Source organism: Clostridium kluyveri DSM 555 (assembly GCF_000016505.1).
Classification (GTDB): Bacteria; Bacillota; Clostridia; order Clostridiales; family Clostridiaceae; genus Clostridium_B; species Clostridium_B kluyveri.
Genome location: NC_009706.1, coordinates 118,125 through 137,630, shown reverse-complemented (window position 1 = coordinate 137,630; position 19,506 = coordinate 118,125). Strand labels below are relative to the sequence as shown.

The following is a 19,506-nucleotide window of genomic DNA, read 5'->3' as shown; positions in this document are numbered from 1 at the left end:
ATTTTTATTTCTTTAATCCTTTTTTATACACCCAACTCTTCTTATTCACCTGCCGTGCCCTTGCTATAGCCAGTGCACCTTCTGGAACTTCATCTGTTATAGTAGAACCTGCAGCTATATAAGTATTGTCATTAACCTTAACTGGAGACACCAAATTTGTATTACATCCTATAAATGAATTATTTCCGATCAAGGTTTTATTCTTATTTTTTCCATTATAGTTTACTACAACAGTTCCACAGCCAAAATTGCACTTGCTTCCAACTTCAGCATCCCCTATGTATGTTAAATGAGATACTTTTGTATTATCACCTATTGTAGACTTTTTAACTTCTACAAAATCACCTATCTTCACAGATTTTCCTATTGTAGTTTCAGGTCTTATATAAGCAAAAGGCCCTACACTAGTATTTTCCCCTATTGTACTTTCTAATACTACAGAATTCTCCACTGTTACATTATCCTTTATTACACTACTTTGTATTCTAGAATTAGGATAAAAAATACAATTTTCGCCTATAACAGTATCCCCCTGAAAAACATTCCCAGGATATATTATTGTATCTTTTCCTATTTGAATATCTAAATCTATGTAAGTATTATTATGATCAATTAACGTAACTCCATTTTCCATATGTATTTTATTTATTCTGTTTCTCATAATCTTTTCAGCCTCTGCAAGCTGTACCCTTGAATTGACTCCCATAGTTTCCTCAAAAGGAATGGGAAGTGCACCTATTTTTTTCCCCTCTTGCTTTAATATCTCTATAACATCTGTTAAATAATACTCCCCTTGAGCATTATTATTACGTATTTTACCTAAGCTTTCAATTAAACTTTCTATATCAAAACAATACATCCCCGAATTTATTTCCTTAACCTGGAGCTCTTCTTGTAGACAATCCTTATGTTCCACTATTTTAAGTACCTGTTCATCTTCCTCTCTTATGATTCTTCCATAACCAAAAGGATTTTGTACTATAGATGTAAGTATAGTAGCTCCATAGCCCCCAGCTTCATGAAAATCCAGCATGTTTTTTATAGTATTTTCTTTTATTAAAGGTGAATCCCCTGTGAATACAGCTACAATTCCTCTTTTGTTTTTTAAAAAATCACTAGCACAAAGAACCGCATGTCCTGTGCCTAGTTGTTTATCTTGAAAAGAATAACTTGTATTTTTAACCTCTGTAGCTTTTTTTACTTTTTCTGAATTTTTCCCAATTACCACATTTATATCCTTTATTTGTGCTTTTTTTACAACATCAATAACTACATTTATCATTTCTTTGCCGCAGATTTTATGAAGTACTTTAGGTTTAGAAGATTTCATTCTTTTACCTTCACCTGCAGCCAGTATTATAGCACAATTATACATTTCAACACCTCTTTAATGGTTATAAATCTTCACTTTTCTACAATATATCATTAAACATCCCTTAATATTATATTTTATATAAAAATTATTTGCAACCTTATAAAAATAGCATAAAATAGCTGAAAATAATAAAAAGGAGTAATTACTCCTTTTTATTATTCCTCTACCTTTTCCTCGGTAACAGTTTCCTCATTTTTTACTTTTTCATACTCACCAAGAATTGCTTTTTGTATCTTCTCTCTTGTTTGAGTATTTATTGGGTGAGCAATATCCTTAAACTCTCCATCAGGAGTTTTCCTACTTGGCATTGCTATAAAAAGACCATTCTGACCTTCTATAACCTTTATATCGTGAACAACGAATTCGTTATCAAAGGTTACTGAAACAATAGCTTTCATCTTACCCTCGGCAGCAATTTTCCTCACTCTGACATCTGTAATTTGCATATAATCCACCTCCAAGATGCTTATGTATATACTATTCTCTATATCTTATATTTTTCCTTCTTGTTTTTTGAAAAACTAATAAATTTTTTGAAAATTTTATTAGTTAAATGTTTCCAGAAGGGAATAACAATGCATTACCATTTTCATCAATACCTTTAAAATCTACTATAGATTTATAATCCTGTACTAATTTTTTAGGGGTTTCTACATTATCTATTAAAAACCCTATGCCCAAAAGTTCACTTTCAAATTCTTTCAATAGATTTATTATGCCTATGGCAGTTCCTCCTGCCCTCATAAAGTCATCTATAAAAATACATTTACTCCCCTTCTTTAAGGCCTTTTTAGATAAGGACATAGTTTGAATTCTTCCTGTAGAACCTGAAACATAATTTATAGTTAAAGTAGACCCTTCAGTAAACTTTTGTTCTCTCCTTACAACTACAAGTTGGACTCCCATCATCCTAGCCACCTCATAAGCTAAAGGAATCCCTTTGGTTTCAACAGTAACCACATAATCAATATTTTTCTCTATAAAAATAGATGCTAAGATCACTCCTGCAATATATATTATAGCAGGATTAAACATTATATCTGTCATATATAAAAAATTGCCTGGTATTATTCTTTCTCTATTTTTCAAAATAATACATAATTTTTCAGCAAATTCTCTTCTCTTTTCACTGGATATTCCACAGACATACTTTATCCCTCCTGAGGCTCCGGATATAGTATCTATTCTTCCCATTTGAAATTTATTCAAAGTGTCTTTCACTACTAATATATCTTCACTTACTGTGGACTTAGCTGTATTAAACATAAGAGTAAAATTATTCAGACTCATTATTTTGTTAGGATTTTCCAGCAAAATTTTAGTTATTGCCGCTATTCTATGGTTTCTACTGAATTTCTGCATCTTATCACCTATCTATAAATTTTACGAATAATATCTTAAGATTTTATTCTATTATTCATATTGTATTCTAAAAGTCATCAATAATCAACTCTTATTTAATTCTAATACTAATACACAAAAATTCATTCCATTTTAACTCTCACTAAAACAATGCTCATTATCAAGTGATTCTAAAGTTCAAATGGAGTTTCCCCATGTTTTTATTTTAAAAAAGTATGATTTTGTGTGTTTTTTAACTAAATTTTGTATATAATTAGTAAATAGGTCAAGTTAATTATAAGGAGTGATTTAATTGTCATTTGATTTTATAAAAAATAAAAAAGTTCATTTTATAGGCATAGGCGGAATAAGTATGAGTGCACTAGCAGAAATTTTGCTGGAAAAAGGCTTTAAAGTCTCCGGTTCAGATGTGAAATCTTCTGAAGCCACAGAAAGATTAGAATTAAAAGGAGCAAAAGTATATATAGGACAGATAAGCCAAAATATAACCTCTGATATAGATCTTGTAGTATACACTGCTGCAATTTCAAAAAATAATGAAGAACTATTAAAAGCTAAAGATTTAAATATCCCCCTTATGGACAGGGCTGAATTCTTAGGTGAAATAATGAAAGGACATAAATACAATATAGCAGTATCCGGTACTCACGGTAAAACTACCACCACTTCCATGTTATCCTCCATAACACTTGAAGCTAATCTGGATCCTACCATACTTGTGGGCGGAAATTTAGACATAATAGGTGGAAATGTCCGTATTGGGAATAGTCCTTTCTTTATTACAGAGGCTTGTGAATATAAAGAATCCTTTCTTAAATTCTTTCCCTTTATAGGTATAATCTTAAATATCGATGCAGATCATCTAGATTACTATAAAGATATAGAAGAAATACAAAATGCATTTATAAAATTCGGAAAACTAATTCCTAAGGAAGGATATTTGGTATGCTGTGCTGATGATAGAAGAATGGAAAAAATTATATCAAATGTAAATTGCAATGTAATGAGCTATGGTATAGAAACTGGAGATATTACTGCTAAAAATATATGCTTTGACAAAGAAGGACGTGCTTTCTTTGAAGTATATAAATCCGATAAAAAATTATTTTCCTTGAATTTAAGTGTTCCAGGCGAACATAATATATTAAATGCACTAGCAAGTATATCCGTTTCTTTGATTTTAAATATATCAGTTGATAATATAATAAATGGACTAAAAAGTTTTAAAGGTACCCATAGAAGATTTGAAATTAAAGGCCAGAGAAAAGGTGTAGTGGTTATAGATGATTATGCACATCACCCTACAGAGATCAAAGCAACTTTAAATGCTGCAAAAAATTATCCTCATAAAAGAATAATTTGTGTATTTCAACCCCATACTTTTTCAAGAACTATAAGTTTATTTAAAGAATTCACTGCTGCTTTTGATAATGTAGATGAACTAATACTATCAGACATATTTCCTGCAAGAGAAAAAGACACAGGTGAAATAAGTTCATCTATGCTATGTGAGCAAATTATAAAGAGAGGGGTTAAGTGCAGAAACATAAAAGACTTCGATTCAATAGTTCAGTATTTAAATAACATTTTAACAGAAGGAGATGTACTCTTAACAATAGGGGCAGGAGACGTTTTTCAAGTTGGTGAATTATATTTAAATCAATAACTCCATGAAAAAATTTATAATTAGGTGTAAAATACCTCTAATAGGGTAATACTATATTCGATATCCTATTGGAGGTGTTAATATGAAAAATTTTTTAATATCTGCCGTTGTAGATATTTTCTTGATTTTAATATCCTATTTCTTATTTGTAAAAATAATCAATGGCCCTACAAGACATAAATTATATAAAAAATTTTTTAGTTCTTTTGCTAAATTTGTAATTTATATATTTATCATAAGTATACTTATAACTGGTATAACCGCTTTCATATTATATAAAACTTCTTACATAGCTTATATAAACATAATATCCCCAGCTTTAATTTCTATATTAGTAGGATTTTTAATGTCAACAGTACCTACGAGAGGTGAAGGGGATAATGAAAATCTCCCTGTAAAATAATATTTTCTTACACAAATCAGTATCTATGTTCATTAAAAATAGCTAAAGCCTAAAATGATAGTATGTTTTAGGTTTTAGCTACCTTTTTATTCATAAAAGATATATTACTGAAAATTTGGAAATCACACACTATTCTGCAAGTGTCTAAATATGTTATAATCGTAGAATAAAAAGCTTGAAAAGGAGTTGTTAAAATTATGAAAGACAAATATAGGGATCTATTTAAGTTAATTGTGAAATCCTACTATGATGAAAACTTTGAAGAGACAGTAGAACAAATTCTATCCGAACATAAGTTGGATAGGGAAGAATTTTGTAAAATCATATCTTCATTATGCGGCACTAACATAACTTACAGCTCAAATTTCATGGAAGAATTAAAAAAAGCAATAAAATCTTATAATAAAGATGAAAAAATAATAAATAAGGTTACTAACTGTTCTCAGGAATGCAGAGATGGAGATAAAACTCTATGTGAAAAATCTTGTCCTTTTGATGCTATATTTATTCACAAAGAGAAGAATCATCCATTCATAGATAAAGATAAATGTACTGACTGCGGTTTTTGTGTAGATGCCTGTCCTAACGGTTCTATAATGGATACTGTTCAATTTCTACCACTTGCTAATATCTTGAAAAGTGATTCTCCTGTAATAGCCATAGTAGCTCCTGCCATAACAGGTCAATTCGGAGATAATGTTACAATGGAGCAATTAAGAACTTCTTTCAAAAAAATAGGCTTTACAGATATGATTGAAGTGGCATTTTTTGCAGATATGTTAACCTTAAAAGAAGCAGTGGAATTTGACAGTCATGTAAAGGATAAAAAGGATCTTGTAATAACTTCTTGCTGTTGTCCTATGTGGGTTGGCATGTTAAGACGAAAATACAATAATCTAGTAAAACACGTATCTCCTTCTGTATCACCAATGACCGCTGGTGGAAGAGTACTTAAAAAATTAAATCCTGAATGTAAAGTTGTTTTTATAGGTCCCTGTATAGCGAAAAAAGCAGAGGCAAAAGAAAAAGATATAATTGGTGATATAGACTTTGTACTTACTTTTACAGAAACAAAAGATATCTTTGATGCACTTAATATAGATCCTTCTAAAATAGAAGGTGATGCTTCAACTGAATATGCTTCTAAGGGAGGACGATTATATGCACGTACCGGCGGGGTATCTATTGCTGTAGGAGAAGCTGTGGAAAAAATGTTCCCCGAAAAGAAGGAATTATTTAAATCAGTTCAGGCAAACGGTGTAAAGGAATGTAAAGAATTATTAAGCCGTGCTGAAAAAGGAGAAATCTCAGCTAATTTTATTGAAGGAATGGGATGTATTGGAGGTTGTGTAGGAGGGCCTAAAGTACTTATACCAAAAGAAAAGGGAAGAGATAAAATAGATGCCTTTGCCGAAAACTCTGAAATCAAAGTTTCCATAGATAGTAAATGTATGGATAAAATACTGGAACTTTTAGATATTAATTCTTTAGAAGATTTTAAAAATGTGGAAAAAATCGAGCTATTAGAAAGACGTTTCTAAAATATACTTGTAACTCCGTATTTGTCACTTTATTATGTTAATTTTGTTATATATAAATTATTTTACTATTACATTTATAAAACTTTAGTATTTATGTTACCTTATTTGGATGTTATACTTAAATATGAGGTGATCATAATGCTTAAAAACACTAAAGGGGTTATTTTTGATATGGATGGAACCCTTGTAGATTCTATGTGGCTGTGGGAAAGTATTGATAGAAAAATTTTAAATAAAAGAAACATACCAATGCCTGAAAATTTGAAACAGGATATACAAACTATGACTTTTTATGAAGTTGCTAAATATTTTAAGAATAGATTTAATCTACCTGAAAGTATAGAGGAAATTCAAAATGAATGTTATGACACATGTGTTTATGAATACTCTACAAACATACCATTAAAGCATGGTGCCAGAGAATTTTTGCTTTTATTAAAACAAAAAGGCATTAAAATAGGCCTAGCTACCAGCAACTCTAGGGAATTAACAGAAATAAGCCTTAAGAAAAATAAGGTATATGATCTTTTTGATGCCATAACCACAGTATCTGAAGTAAAAAGAGGTAAAAGTTTTCCTGACATATTTCTTTTAACTGCTAAAAAATTAAATTTATCTCCCAAAGATTGTATAGTATTTGAGGATATTTTACCTGCAGTCAAAGGTGCTAAAGCTGCTGGTATGTCTGTAGTTGGGGTATATGATTTCTATTCAGATTATCAATGGGATGATGTAATAAAACATGCTGATATGTATATATTTAAATACAAAGATTTAACGGAAGGTAGTGTAAAATTTTCATCTTTAAGTGAGTTGTTGAATATAATGTAATGTTATAGAAATATTAATGGAGAAATTAAAAATGCTTACTTTTTTACTTTTACTACTAATAATAGGAAATGGGATTATTTTGTATCATTTTTCAAACAAGTTTTCATCACAACGGAGACAAATAATTTCTTTAAAATATGAAAATGATTCTTTAAAATCAAAATTATCAAAAGAATCTCCAAAACGAGTAGATATAAGTTATATTACTCCTGAAAATTCAAATGCAGTAGTTACTATAAAAACTAGCCTTTATTTAGCTCCTACTTTAAAATCTAGTGTAGTAAATATTTTAGAGGAAAATACTCCACTAAAAATTGAAGATACTGCTAAAATTCAAAACCAGTTGTGGTATGAAATATCTTTAAATCAAATTAACAGATCATCTAGAATAAATTCTAAGGGATGGGTAAAATCTAATTATATAAAAATAACTTGACTAAACTCCAGCGCTGTATGGGCTGGAGTTTTTGTCAATAAATTAATTTATTACATTTGATTATTCCATCTATATATTCTGGAACAATTTTTATTATATCTTTCCTACAGCAGTATTCTAAATCATCATATAATTTTAATTTTTTTATTCTTTTATAATGGGAGGCTTTTTTTATAAATGTTATAATATCTGGGTTCTGTTCATAAATATATAATGCAGTTCTGGCTATATCTGTAAGATCGACTTTTATCTTTTTTATCACACAATTTATCATGTATCCGCTGCATATGAAATCATCTATAGAAAATTGCCCACAGGTACCTGCATTAACTATTACCACATCATTATTTAGATTTATACTTCTATTTGCTACTTCGTCTGCATTTATAAGAGCACCAATTAATATATTTTTAGCCATTATACTTCCCTTTATAGCTTTAGTGCCATTACTTGTGGTAATTACTAACGTCTTATTTTCTACAACCTGTCTACTATATTCCAAAGGGGAATTAGAACAATGGAATCCTTCTATTTTTAAAGCTTTTCTCTCTCCTCCCATTACATACTTTTCTCTATTTTTATGGTATATTTCTAAGGCCTCTTCTATAGTTAACACTGGTATTACTTCCCTGCATCCATTATTAATAGCAGTAATTATTACGGAAGTTGCCCTAAGCATATCTACTACTATTACAGATTTATGTAAAATCTTTTCTTTTTTTATATCATCTGCTGATATTATTATGTCTATTTTCAATTGAACATCAGCCTTTCCAAAAACAACTTTATAATATACTAATTACAATATATTCCTTGATATATATCTTTATCTTTCATAGCTTTATCAATTTCATTTAAAATTTCCCACTTTTTTAAGCTCCATTTAGGTTCTATAAGCAAATCTCTAGGAGAATCTCCTGTTAATCTATGAATTACAACATCCGAACGAATATTTGATAAAGCCATGCATATTATATCTACATATTCCTGCTGCCTCATAAATTTCAATTTACCTTCATTATATAATTTAACCATAGGAGTATGTTTCATTAAATGAAGCAGATGAAATTTTACCCCCTGTATATCTTGATTTGAAATATACTTTACTGTATTTATCATATCACTTTGATTTTCTCCCGGCAAACCCATTATTACATGTGCTACTACATCAATATTTTTCTTTCTAAGATTATATACAGCCTTCTCAAAGGTATATAGATTGTACCCTCTATTTATTTTCCTGGCGGTATACTCATTGGAAGTTTGAAGCCCAAGTTCTACCCAAATATAAGTTTTTTCATTAAACTCATGTAACAGCTCTAAAACATTCGCTTCAAGACAATCAGGTCTTGTGGCTATTGCCATGCCTACTACACCTTCCTGACTCATAGCTTCTTCATATTTTTCTCTAAGAATTTCTATAGGGGCATAAGTATTTGTATAGGCTTGAAAATAGGCTATATATTTCCCTTGTTTCCACTTTTTATTCATCATCTTTTTTATATTATAAAATTGCTCTGTTATAGAAAGATTTCTATTTCCTGCAAAATCCCCTGATCCCCTTTCACTACAAAAAATACATCCTCCACTGCTTATCTTGCCATCTCTGTTAGGACAGGAAAATCCCCCATCTAAAGATATTTTAAATACTTTACATCCAAATTTTTTTCTTAAATAATAGTTTAAATTATAGTATGCTTTATCTCCCCACTGCATTATAAATTTTCATCCTTTCAATAATACATAACTACTAGGGCTTATTATATCATATTTTAACTGCCTTAAAATCTTTTAAGTTCAGCCTCCATTTTCCAATTATATCAGGAAGAGATTCACTATTGTTTGCTTTAGATATAACATCAAAATTCAATGTATCTGTATCAAAAGAAGAAAAAACTATGTCTACTTTATTAAGTGGGAAGTTATCTTCAAATTTAAAATTTATTATATCTCCGGAATCCATTTTATACATTCTTATGCAGTGACCTATACTATCATTTGTATACTGAGCTACAATGAACTTTTCATCAGAAGAAAATGTTAAAAATTCTACTTTAGTATTTTTTAGAATATCTAAGTTTATTATATTTTTACCTATAATTTTTTGATTATATTCATCTATTTGCTCCTGTTGTGCACTTTCACTATTTCCCTGTCCATCTGAAGAACCTGAATTATCAGATTGTACTTCCATGCTTTCATCTATTTTTACTACCCCTATATATGAATTTTTATCATAAGTAACTAAGGCTAGATAATCACCTCCGTAAGAAAAATCAAGTATTCCAAAATTGCTTCTTGGCACAGACATTTTATTCACATTCGCTTCATCATCTTTAGAAAATACATATTGTGGCATATTATTTATACCTATTATTACATCTACGTTTATGTTATCTTTACTTCTCATTTTTATTCTATTTTTCTCAACAAAAGCTTCTCTATCTAAAATGCTGCTAATTTCACCAATTTTATAATCATTTCCTTCTTTTATAACTTTTACTGAATATTCATCCAAAGTTGAAAAAGGTTTACTTAAATCAGATCTTACAATTTTCACTTTGAAAACTCCAGATTTACCAACTTCACTATTATCATTTAAACTATAACCCATAATACTTAAATTTTGATTTTCATTTGCTACAGGACTTTTTAAAAGTTCTTTAGAATATAACTTCTTGATATTTTCAATATCATTCTTCATAAGATATTTCATATAGGTATCTACGGTACTAGCTGCAGCCTTCATATCAAAATCTCCATTTATACTGGTAGTATTCGGTTGCTCATATGAACTACATCCAAACAATATACCTGAAAAAAAAATGACAATAAATATTATTTTGAATATATATATTTTTTTCATAAATTTTCCACTAGTTAATTTTAGTAGAAATTTCACCCCCTTTATCAAAAATGATACTTCATTTTACAAATCTTATTTTTCCCTCAAATAAAATTTTAATTTATAATTCATTATTTTTATTTAATGCTTATATACTTTAATATTGGATAGTTTTATTAAAAGTATTTTATGGGGAGGGAGATTTTTGAAAGAAAAAATAATTTTAATTTTTCAAATATCTACAGTTTTTATAGGAACTGTGGTTGGAGCAGGTCTGGCATCTGGACAAGAAATTAGCCAATTTTTTACACAATATGGTTATAATAGTTTTATAGGTATATTAGGTTGTTCTATTATCTACATAATAATGTCTATTATAATAATAAATATAAGTATAAAATATAAATTAAATTCTTATGATGGTCTTATAAAATTGGTCAGTCCTGGATTTTTGGGCATGGCTACTAATTTTTTAACTACCTTTTTTCTAATGGGAAGCTCAGCAATAATATTGGCTGGAAGCGGTGCTTTAATACACCAATACTTTAACCTGCCTAGATGGGTAGGTATGTTATTAATGCTCACTATATCTATAATCGTATTATCTAGAAATATTAAAGGTCTCATGGAAATAAATTCAGTCATAGTACCTTCCCTTATATTAGTCATACTTACTTTATTCATATTATATTTGGCATTTTATAAAAATATAAATATCTCTTACTTAAAAAGTATACCTCATTATAAAAATAATTGGTTTTTTTCTTCATTAATATACGCAGGGTTTAACATATTATGTTATAGCGGAGTGTTAATCCCTCTTACACTTTCTATAAATAAAAAGAAAAGCCTTATAGCCGGTTCCATCATAGGCTCCCTGGGTCTTACTATATTAGCTCTTATTATAAATTTTTTATTACTTTTAAACATACCTTATATTTTTAAATATGAAATTCCTCTACTTTATATAGCCAACCGTTTTGGAAAAGCACTTCAAATAATGATACTTATTATAATCTGGCTTGAAATGTTCTCTACTGAAGTATCCAATGTATATAGTGTAGGAAAAAATTTTGAAGAAATATTTAATATATCTTATAAAAAATCAATATTTATAATTATTCTTATTATAATTCCTATATCTCAAATTGGTTTTGTAAATCTTATTTCTTTTCTATACCCAGCCTTTGGAGTAGTCAGTCTTATATTTATAATACAATGCATAATTTTTTATTTTAAGAATTAAGTGCATAATGGTATCGCATAATAATACCTAGACACCTGCATGCAATCAGACTATACTTAAAAAGTACCAATAAAATTCTATTATTACTTCTAAATAATATATTATTTAAGGAAGTGCTTTTTATGATAAATCACCTTAAAAATTGCCAATTATGTCATAGACATTGTAAGGCAGATAGACTTGATGGAAATACTGGATTTTGTCATGCAGGTAAAAATATAAAAATAGCCAAGGTATGTCTACACACTTGGGAAGAGCCCTGTATCTCCGGAAGTAATGGTTCTGGAACTATATTTTTTTCCAACTGCAATTTAAAATGTAATTTTTGTCAAAATTATGAAATAAGTGCCAATGGTTTTGGAAAGGAAGTATCTGTAGAAAGACTCAGTGAAATTTTTCTATTTCAACAAAATCAGGGAGCACATAATATAAATTTGGTTACACCTACCCATTATATTCCTCAAATAATTCAAGCTTTAGATATAGCAAAATCACAAGGTCTTAATTTGCCAGTATTATTTAATACAAATAGTTATGAAACTATATCTGCATTAAAGGCTTTAAAAGGATATATAGATGTATACCTGCCATATCTGAAATATTTTAACAATAAATATTCCATTAAGTACTCTAATGCTCCAGATTATTTCATTCACGCCACAAAAGCTATAGAAGAAATGTTTAATCAGGTAGGCAGTGTAGCATTTGACAAAAATGGATTGATAACAAAGGGGGTTATAATAAGACATCTTATGCTTCCTGGACTACTATTTGATTCCAAAAAAATAATAGATTATATTTATAATACCTTTGGTGATTCAGTATACATAAGCATTATGAATCAATATACTCCCCTTTATAAAGCTTATAAATTTCCTGAAATAAATAAACCTTTAAATTCAAAACATTATAATTCTTTTATAAATTATTGCATTTCATTGGGTATAAAAAATGCATTTATCCAAAGCACGGGAACCTGTTCTAAAAATTTCGTACCTCATTTTGATTTACAGGGAATTTAATATAAAATATAATAAGAAAACTGGCCAAATGTCTCTAGCCAGTTTTCTTATTATATTTTATATTTATATAATTCGGCTTTAAAAGACTCTGTTATGTTCTTGAATTCATGTATATTATTCATAAGATTTTTAATTTCATTAGTATAACTTGATACATTGGCACTTACTTCTTCAGAAGATGCTGAATTTTCCTGTGCAATTGCAGCTAGAGACTCCATATTTTCATATATTCCAGATATAGCTTCTGACTGTACATTTAACTTGTCTATAGTTTTTATCATAGATTCAGCTACTGTTGCCGCTGCAGTAGTCGCTTCATAGCTTATATTTCTAACATCTTTTAAATTCTCACTTTCCCCTTTAAGGACATCAAATTGCGATTCTATTTTATCTACCAATACTTTTATTTCATCTACAAATTTAATTAAATTAGAATTTATATCCTTAACTGCATCTTGAGACTGTTCTGCTAAAACTCTAATCTCCTCTGCTACTACTACAAAGCCTTTTCCTTGTTCTCCAGCTCGAGCCGCCTCAATGGAAGCATTTAATGCCAACAAATTAGTCTGTTCTGAAATCTCTGATACCACTGAAACTATACTGGTAATATCTTTTACTTTTGATTGAAGCTCTAATCCTTTATCATTAACCTCTTTAAAACTCTGCAGTGTAGATAATATATTTTTACTGGTATTATCTATATTCTCATAACTATTATTTATTTTATCTATTGATTTTTCTAATTCCAGTTTATTATTGTTTTCATCCTCCACTATATTATTTAAATGTCTTATATTCTCATTTAATACAGACACTACATTCTGGGTATTTTCCGCCTGATCCACAGCACAATTGGCCACCTGTTCCACCACATCCGATATTTCATTTGAAGTACTATTCATAGAATTAGATATTTCATTTATATTAGATACAAAAGTACTCATCTCATCAGTTACACCTTTAAATCCTGTAAAGTCTGCTTTAATGATACTTTTATGCTTTTTAATAAGATTAAATATATCTTCAAAAAAATCATTTGTCTCTATATCTCCATCTTCAATATAATTACCATTATTAATTTTATCTATAGTTTCTATTATGAGGGATTTAGGTCTCATAAGTATGGAGCCAGAAATATATGATGCAAAAAGAATTAATATTGAAATAATTATAGATTTAAACCAATCATTTGATCCAAATATTAAAATAGAAATCATTAAACAAAATATAAAATTAATTATTCCTACTTTTAAGCCCAGATTATTTATAATTCCAAATGAAAGAAATTTATTAAACTTATATACCTTCTTATAATATATTTCTTTCTCAAAAATAAATTTAAATTTTACTGAATTATTATTTCTCTCTATTTCTTCTATCTTCAACTTTTCACCAAAAAACCCAGCACTTCCTTCTATCATTCCCATAAGATAATCAAACATACCTCTTTCAGATTTATACTCAAATACAGCAGCTTTTGAAGATATGGGATTAATCGTCACCAAAGGTGGCTTGGCCCCTGGAAATTTTTTAGTCATAGCTACATGAACATCAAACATTGATCTTAAAAATGAATATAAATTTTCATGTTTAAAAAAAGCTGGGTAATCTTTGTAGAAGGCATTTATGTTATCAAGACCTATCTTTTTCCATAACTCTTTTGTATCTTCATTATTAACTTTTGCTATATATTCTATTACCTTTTTTACTTCTCCGTCATTTACATTTTCAGCAGGGGAAAATATCTTAGATGCCCCCCATCCTACTGAATTCATAGCATCATTTACAATTTCATCATTATATAATTTTCTGCAGGTTCTCATCCATGTAGCAATAACAGTACCTTTCATTTTTTATTCCTCCTTTCAAATTTTTATCAGTTTATTCCAAAGAATGATTGTGAAATAAAAGTTCTAACCATAACTCATTTTAGATTAGAACTTTTAATTATGTATTTAATAGTTTTTTTATTATAACTTTATTTCCAACTTATCTAATTTTGCAATTATTTTTAAATCTTTAATTTCTATTGTTTCAGTTCTTATACTATTTTTTCCACTTATAAGTAAAACTTTTTTGTTATCCATTTTTTTTATTTGTCTTACCTCTCTTTTTCCACCATATTCAACCAGACATATGGAATTATTCTCTATTTCTCCAGTTATATGTGCCAAAGCCAGATCCCCATCTTGTATTCTAAAACCTTCCATATCATTACTTTCTATTTGTAAGTAAATTACTTTGTCTTGAGCATATCCTTCTACTTTATTATTTATTATAGGTAATTGCTTAAAATTAATTATTTTATTTATATCATATCCATAGATAGGTATCTTTTTTAGAACTGAACTAAATGCTTCACTCCAAACATCCTGAACCTGGATTTTTTCTTTTTTAGGTACAGGAGAAAATTTTTCATTTTTTTCTTCTTCATATGCCTGTTCCTCAAAAGACATGGTTATATCATTTATATTTTTACCTAAAATTTTAGATAATTTATCAATTATACCTTGGCTTGCTATTTTCCTGCCTAATTCTACTTCATTAATAAACTTTTCTGATACACCCAATTTTTTCCCCAATAATTTTTGACTAATTCCTAATTCTATTCTTGCAGATTTTATTTTTTCTCCTACCCTACTCATTTTTTCCTCCTGATTTAATCTTGTAGATAATAATTCAAATTCTGTACATAATTTGAAAATTTCACTCTTTTAAAAGTTTATAACTTAATTTTATTATATATTGACTATTCATAGAATTAAATATCTTTATCTTTCCAATTTTACTTTTATTGCTTTCTATATGATATTTAATAAGCTGCCTTTTCAACTGCCTAACAGTTCCCTTACTTCCATCAAGTATTAGAACATCCTGATTTAAAACTTTAGATATACTTTTTTTTATAAACGGATAATGGGTACATCCAAGTACTACTGCTGCGATTCCGTTTCCTTTTAAAGGAATTAATTTTTCTTCCAAATAACGTTCTATTTCCTCTCCTTCTGTTTTTCCCTCCTCAATAAGTTCTACTAGACCACTACATGGAAGGGGTAAGATATTTGAATTGCTATATCTTTTCATAAGATTATTGAATTTACTTTCTGCTAGGGTCATAGGTGTTGCCATTATTATTATATTTCCCTTTCTATTACATTCTACTGCAGGTTTTAAGGCCGGTTCTATACCTACTATGGGCATATATTTACTATATGCCTTTCGCAAATCTATTATAGCGGCACTAGTAGCAGTATTACAGGCCACTACTAAGGCCTTTATATTTTTCTTTAATAAAAATTCTACAGCATTAAATGTGAGTTTTTTAACCTCTTCCACAGTTCTCACTCCATAAGGTGCCATCTTTGAATCCCCAAAATAAACAAAATTTTCATTTGATAAGATCTTAACAGCTTCTTTTAATACACTTATTCCTCCCACTCCTGAATCAAAAAAACCAATTGGCCTATCCTCAGAATCCACTCTATCACCTCACCACTTAATAAAAATGTTATACATTTTATTATATAATATAGATTTAAACTACACAAATTTTTAAAAACATGAATAAATAACCTTAATTTTTAAGCTTTATCCTTAAAATCAAATATTATATTTTATATTTTTTAACTATTGCAACCTGACCCATAAATTTATTCAAAATCTATTGACATATATGAATATTAATTATAAAATCATAAATATATAAAATTTAAATAATTAATAAATAATTTATATTTTATCAACTAGAATATAAATTAAATTGACTATACACTGACAGAGTATTAAAAATCTATGCTCTTCTAACTCATTTATAGGAGGAAAAAACTATGTTAAAAGATTTAATCTATGTAATACCTAAGACTATGCAATCTGAAGATAGTTTAAAAGAACTACTAACTTCTCATCCTGAAATAAAATTTGTATCTCTTGTAGGTATAGATCTTTCAGGAAATGACACTGACGAGAAAATCCCTATTAAGATTTTTCTAAAAGATATCTCTGGATTTTTAAAAGGATCAATTCAGACTGATGGTTCATCTGTAGTTCTTCCAGGTATAGCTACACTAAATAATGCAAAAGTCGATATGGTATGTGATTGTGATGTGAATTGGTATATAGACTATAATACTAATAATATCGATCCTGAAACAGATAAACCTGTTGGAACACTTAGAATTCCATGCTTTTTCTATCATGAGCACAAAGCTGTAGATTCTAGATATGTACTAAAAAATTGTATACAACACTTTAAAACAAATCTTCTAAATTTATTCAAAGAATATCCAAATTCCCTTTCTTCTTTTGGACTAAAATATGAAGATATAGATGATGTAGTTGCTACATGTGCAACAGAACTAGAATTCTGGGTAAATACTCCTAATAACCCTGCTGAAATTGAAGAATTATCCACATCCCAAACACTACAAGAACAATATTGGACTAGAACTAAAGGTGCAGTAAGGACTGCTTTAGAACAAACACTTTCAACTATGGAATTGTACGGATTAGAACCTGAAATGGGTCATAAAGAAGTAGGAGGAATAAAATCCAACATTGATGATAAGGGAAGATTTAATCATATAATGGAACAACTTGAAATAGACTGGAAATATTCTACTGCAGTACAATCTGTGGATAATGAATTACTGGTAAAAAGTATAGTTAAAGAAACTTTCAGAAATAATGGATTAGAGGTTACTTTCCTAGCTAAACCTATAGATGGAGTAGCTGGAAGCGGAGAACATACTCACATAGGCATGGCATTGAAACTGAAAAGTGGTAAAATGATAAATTTATTTTCTTCTACTAAAAATCACTTTTTAAGTATTTTTGGTTACGCTTCCGTAATGGGTATACTTAAAAATTACGAGGTTATAAATCCCTTCGTATCTTCTACAACGGATTCTTTAAGAAGATTAAAACCTGGATTTGAAGCACCTGTTTGTATAGTAACTTCTATAGGACACACTGTTGAAATACCTTCAAGAAACAGAACCGTACTTATAGGAGTTGTAAGGGATTTAGAAAATCCTTTAGGTACAAGATTTGAACTTAGAGCTCCAAATCCTCGTACTAATACTTATCTTGCTGTAACAGGATTATACATGGCCATGTTAGATGGAATAACTTATGCAATAACTGGTTCTAAGACAGAAGATGATCTTTTGGCCGAGTTATCCAAAAAACCTGGAGAAGATGCATCTTACTTAGAAAAAGATAGAGCTTATAGAAGTGAAGAAGATGTATTTGAAGACTTTACTGATGAAGAAAGAGCTAAATTCTTCGGTACGGCACCTGCAACTGTATATGAAAACTTAACAGCTATTGATAAATATCCAGAAAAGAAAGCTGTATTAACTAAAGATGATGTATTAAATGACAAATTAATAAACAGTTTCAAATTAGGTGCTATAAAAAGATGGTTAGTAGAACTGAATCATAGAATTTTAAATGAATACATTGACGAAATAAGAGGTTATAAATTACTTCATTCTGTAGATAAAGCTTTAGATTTAGATGTAGCTACCTGGATGAAAATAGATGCTTTAAAATGCTATTTGATGAAGGATTCCTATTCTAATAAGAGTTTATTCTCTAAAATAAGAATTGCATCAGAGGAAAAAAACTACGAAGAAGTATCCAACCTTCAAATAGAAGTAGAAGAAAAAATGTCAGAGCTAAGAGAATTATACTCTATATATAAGAAAAATTTACTTGATATTTAATGTTTAAAACAGAGTAAGTCTACAAAACTTACTCTGTTTTATAAATATAATTTAAAAATCTCTTAGCGGAAAATTTCTTAATATTACCTCTTTTTTGTTGTTCACAGCTTTCCAAAGTTCAATCCTATCTATTTTGACCATCTTACAGGTATTCTCTATTTTAATGTTTTCATGAAGTTTATTATGTTCTTTAAAATTGGATTCCCTCATTTGATAACTAGTATTTGCCAGCAACACCTTTAAATTAATATCCTTTAAATTCTCTTTTACATTAAATTTATGCAATTTTAGAATTTCATTTATTTGTCTAGCTAATCTTATAATATATCCTTTATTCTCAATTTTTAAATTGATAGATTTATAAAAAGAATCAATACCAACATCATTTATCTGTACTTTAAATTTCTTATAGGGTTTTAATATATCCGAAATAATTTTAGTGAGTTTTTCTAAATCAGGATTTTCTATAATTTCAAGAGTTATATGTAACATGGGTACATTTTTATATAATTTATATTTTCTACATATATTTTTTTGTATGCGTTGAATATAGAAATAAGAATCTTTATCAAATAAAGCCACCAAATAATATTTCATTATTTTCTCAATCCCCCAGATAAATTTACAAATATACATTTTGTTTAGGTATTATTATAACATAAAACCACCATATATAGTATTAAATATTTATATTAATTTATAGAATACAAACTTTATAAAAAGACAATACTATTAATGTTTAAAAATTATATAGAGAAAGAGGTGACAAATCCTGCTTACTAAAAATACGATATTTCTATAAGCAGGTAAAATTATGAATAATGGTAAAAATTCCAGTATAGGATGTATAGTTAACGAATGTAGATTTCATGCAAAGGACACCAATTACTGCACACTTGACAAAATAGAAGTCACCAAACATGAAGCAATGGCTAAAGACGTACAATGTACTGACTGTGGAAGTTTTAAAAAGGAATAATTTCTTCCACAGTATATTCTAAAAAACACAAATTACACTTAAAAAACCTAGCTTTATTTTTTAAAGCTGGGTTT

At 28.6% G+C, this 19,506-nt stretch carries 19 protein-coding genes; 9 read left to right on the top strand and 10 right to left on the bottom strand.

The features are described from left to right. Positions 1-4 precede the first annotated feature (4 nt). The 3 genes from glmU to purR all read right to left on the bottom strand — a co-directional run bounded on the left by glmU (position 5) and on the right by purR (position 2,737). Positions 5-1,375 (bottom strand): bifunctional UDP-N-acetylglucosamine diphosphorylase/glucosamine-1-phosphate N-acetyltransferase GlmU, encoded by a 1,371-nt coding sequence (glmU, locus tag CKL_RS00710; RefSeq protein WP_011988742.1) that lies wholly within the window; start codon positions 1,373-1,375, stop codon positions 5-7. 155 nt (positions 1,376-1,530) lie between these two features. After that, on the bottom strand, positions 1,531-1,821 hold the full coding sequence (gene spoVG / locus CKL_RS00705; RefSeq protein ID WP_011988741.1) for a septation regulator SpoVG: 291 nt from the start codon (positions 1,819-1,821) through the stop codon (positions 1,531-1,533). 103 nt (positions 1,822-1,924) lie between these two features. Beyond that, positions 1,925-2,737: a pur operon repressor gene (gene purR, locus CKL_RS00700; protein WP_011988740.1), complete on the bottom strand. Its 813-nt coding sequence runs from the start codon at positions 2,735-2,737 to the stop codon at positions 1,925-1,927. Between the two features lie 292 nt (positions 2,738-3,029). On the opposite strand from purR, the gene murC reads away from it, so the two are divergent. The 5 genes from murC (at position 3,030) to CKL_RS00675 (ending at position 7,614) form a co-directional block, all read left to right on the top strand. Then, on the top strand, positions 3,030-4,403 hold the full coding sequence (murC, locus tag CKL_RS00695; protein ID WP_011988739.1) for a UDP-N-acetylmuramate--L-alanine ligase: 1,374 nt from the start codon (positions 3,030-3,032) through the stop codon (positions 4,401-4,403). 82 nt (positions 4,404-4,485) lie between these two features. Continuing rightward, on the top strand, positions 4,486-4,806 hold the full coding sequence (locus CKL_RS00690; protein WP_011988738.1) for a hypothetical protein: 321 nt from the start codon (positions 4,486-4,488) through the stop codon (positions 4,804-4,806). Between the two features lie 197 nt (positions 4,807-5,003). Further along, positions 5,004-6,347, top strand: a complete 1,344-nt coding sequence (locus tag CKL_RS00685) for a [Fe-Fe] hydrogenase large subunit C-terminal domain-containing protein (RefSeq protein ID WP_011988737.1) — start codon at positions 5,004-5,006, stop codon at positions 6,345-6,347. A gap of 138 nt (positions 6,348-6,485) precedes the next feature. Beyond that, positions 6,486-7,178 carry an HAD family hydrolase gene (locus tag CKL_RS00680; protein ID WP_011988736.1) on the top strand — a complete coding sequence of 231 codons (693 nt, stop codon included), beginning with the start codon at positions 6,486-6,488 and terminating at the stop codon, positions 7,176-7,178. 31 nt (positions 7,179-7,209) lie between these two features. After that, positions 7,210-7,614: a hypothetical protein gene (locus CKL_RS00675; RefSeq protein ID WP_011988735.1), complete on the top strand. Its 405-nt coding sequence runs from the start codon at positions 7,210-7,212 to the stop codon at positions 7,612-7,614. 34 nt (positions 7,615-7,648) lie between these two features. On the opposite strand, the gene CKL_RS00670 is transcribed toward CKL_RS00675, so the two are convergent. From CKL_RS00670 to CKL_RS00660, 3 genes are read right to left on the bottom strand one after another with little or no spacing between them, the layout of a single operon-like run. Further along, positions 7,649-8,371 (bottom strand): 2-phosphosulfolactate phosphatase family protein, encoded by a 723-nt coding sequence (locus CKL_RS00670; protein WP_011988734.1) that lies wholly within the window; start codon positions 8,369-8,371, stop codon positions 7,649-7,651. A 38-nt stretch (positions 8,372-8,409) separates the two neighbouring features. Continuing rightward, positions 8,410-9,330, bottom strand: coding sequence for a tRNA modification radical SAM protein MnmL/YtqA (gene mnmL / locus CKL_RS00665; protein WP_011988733.1), 921 nt, complete (start codon positions 9,328-9,330; stop codon positions 8,410-8,412). A 49-nt stretch (positions 9,331-9,379) separates the two neighbouring features. Then, the gene (locus tag CKL_RS00660; RefSeq protein ID WP_011988732.1) at positions 9,380-10,480 is read right to left on the bottom strand and encodes a hypothetical protein; all 1,101 of its coding nucleotides are present in this window, start codon (positions 10,478-10,480) and stop codon (positions 9,380-9,382) included. Positions 10,481-10,664: 184 nt separating this feature from the next. Here CKL_RS00660 and CKL_RS00655 point away from each other — a divergent pair, with 184 nt between their 5' ends. Further along, positions 10,665-11,705, top strand: a complete 1,041-nt coding sequence (locus CKL_RS00655) for a YkvI family membrane protein (protein WP_011988731.1) — start codon at positions 10,665-10,667, stop codon at positions 11,703-11,705. Positions 11,706-11,827: 122 nt separating this feature from the next. Beyond that, positions 11,828-12,727 (top strand): radical SAM protein, encoded by a 900-nt coding sequence (locus tag CKL_RS00650; RefSeq protein ID WP_011988730.1) that lies wholly within the window; start codon positions 11,828-11,830, stop codon positions 12,725-12,727. 50 nt (positions 12,728-12,777) lie between these two features. Here CKL_RS00650 and CKL_RS00645 read toward each other — a convergent pair whose 3' ends face one another. The 3 genes from CKL_RS00645 to murI all read right to left on the bottom strand — a co-directional run bounded on the left by CKL_RS00645 (position 12,778) and on the right by murI (position 16,207). Continuing rightward, on the bottom strand, positions 12,778-14,577 hold the full coding sequence (locus tag CKL_RS00645) for a heme NO-binding domain-containing protein (protein WP_011988729.1): 1,800 nt from the start codon (positions 14,575-14,577) through the stop codon (positions 12,778-12,780). 120 nt (positions 14,578-14,697) lie between these two features. After that, on the bottom strand, positions 14,698-15,372 hold the full coding sequence (locus CKL_RS00640) for a S24 family peptidase (RefSeq protein ID WP_011988728.1): 675 nt from the start codon (positions 15,370-15,372) through the stop codon (positions 14,698-14,700). A 61-nt stretch (positions 15,373-15,433) separates the two neighbouring features. Beyond that, entirely contained in the window at positions 15,434-16,207 is a 774-nt protein-coding gene (gene murI, locus CKL_RS00635) for a glutamate racemase (protein ID WP_011988727.1), read from the bottom strand. A gap of 347 nt (positions 16,208-16,554) precedes the next feature. On the opposite strand from murI, the gene CKL_RS00630 reads away from it, so the two are divergent. Beyond that, positions 16,555-18,453: a type I glutamate--ammonia ligase gene (locus CKL_RS00630; protein WP_011988726.1), complete on the top strand. Its 1,899-nt coding sequence runs from the start codon at positions 16,555-16,557 to the stop codon at positions 18,451-18,453. A gap of 51 nt (positions 18,454-18,504) precedes the next feature. On the opposite strand, the gene CKL_RS00625 is transcribed toward CKL_RS00630, so the two are convergent. Beyond that, the gene (locus tag CKL_RS00625) at positions 18,505-19,050 is read right to left on the bottom strand and encodes a hypothetical protein (RefSeq protein WP_011988725.1); all 546 of its coding nucleotides are present in this window, start codon (positions 19,048-19,050) and stop codon (positions 18,505-18,507) included. Between the two features lie 217 nt (positions 19,051-19,267). Here CKL_RS00625 and CKL_RS19595 point away from each other — a divergent pair, with 217 nt between their 5' ends. After that, positions 19,268-19,432, top strand: a complete 165-nt coding sequence (locus tag CKL_RS19595; protein WP_011988724.1) for a DUF1540 domain-containing protein — start codon at positions 19,268-19,270, stop codon at positions 19,430-19,432. Positions 19,433-19,506 lie beyond the last annotated feature (74 nt).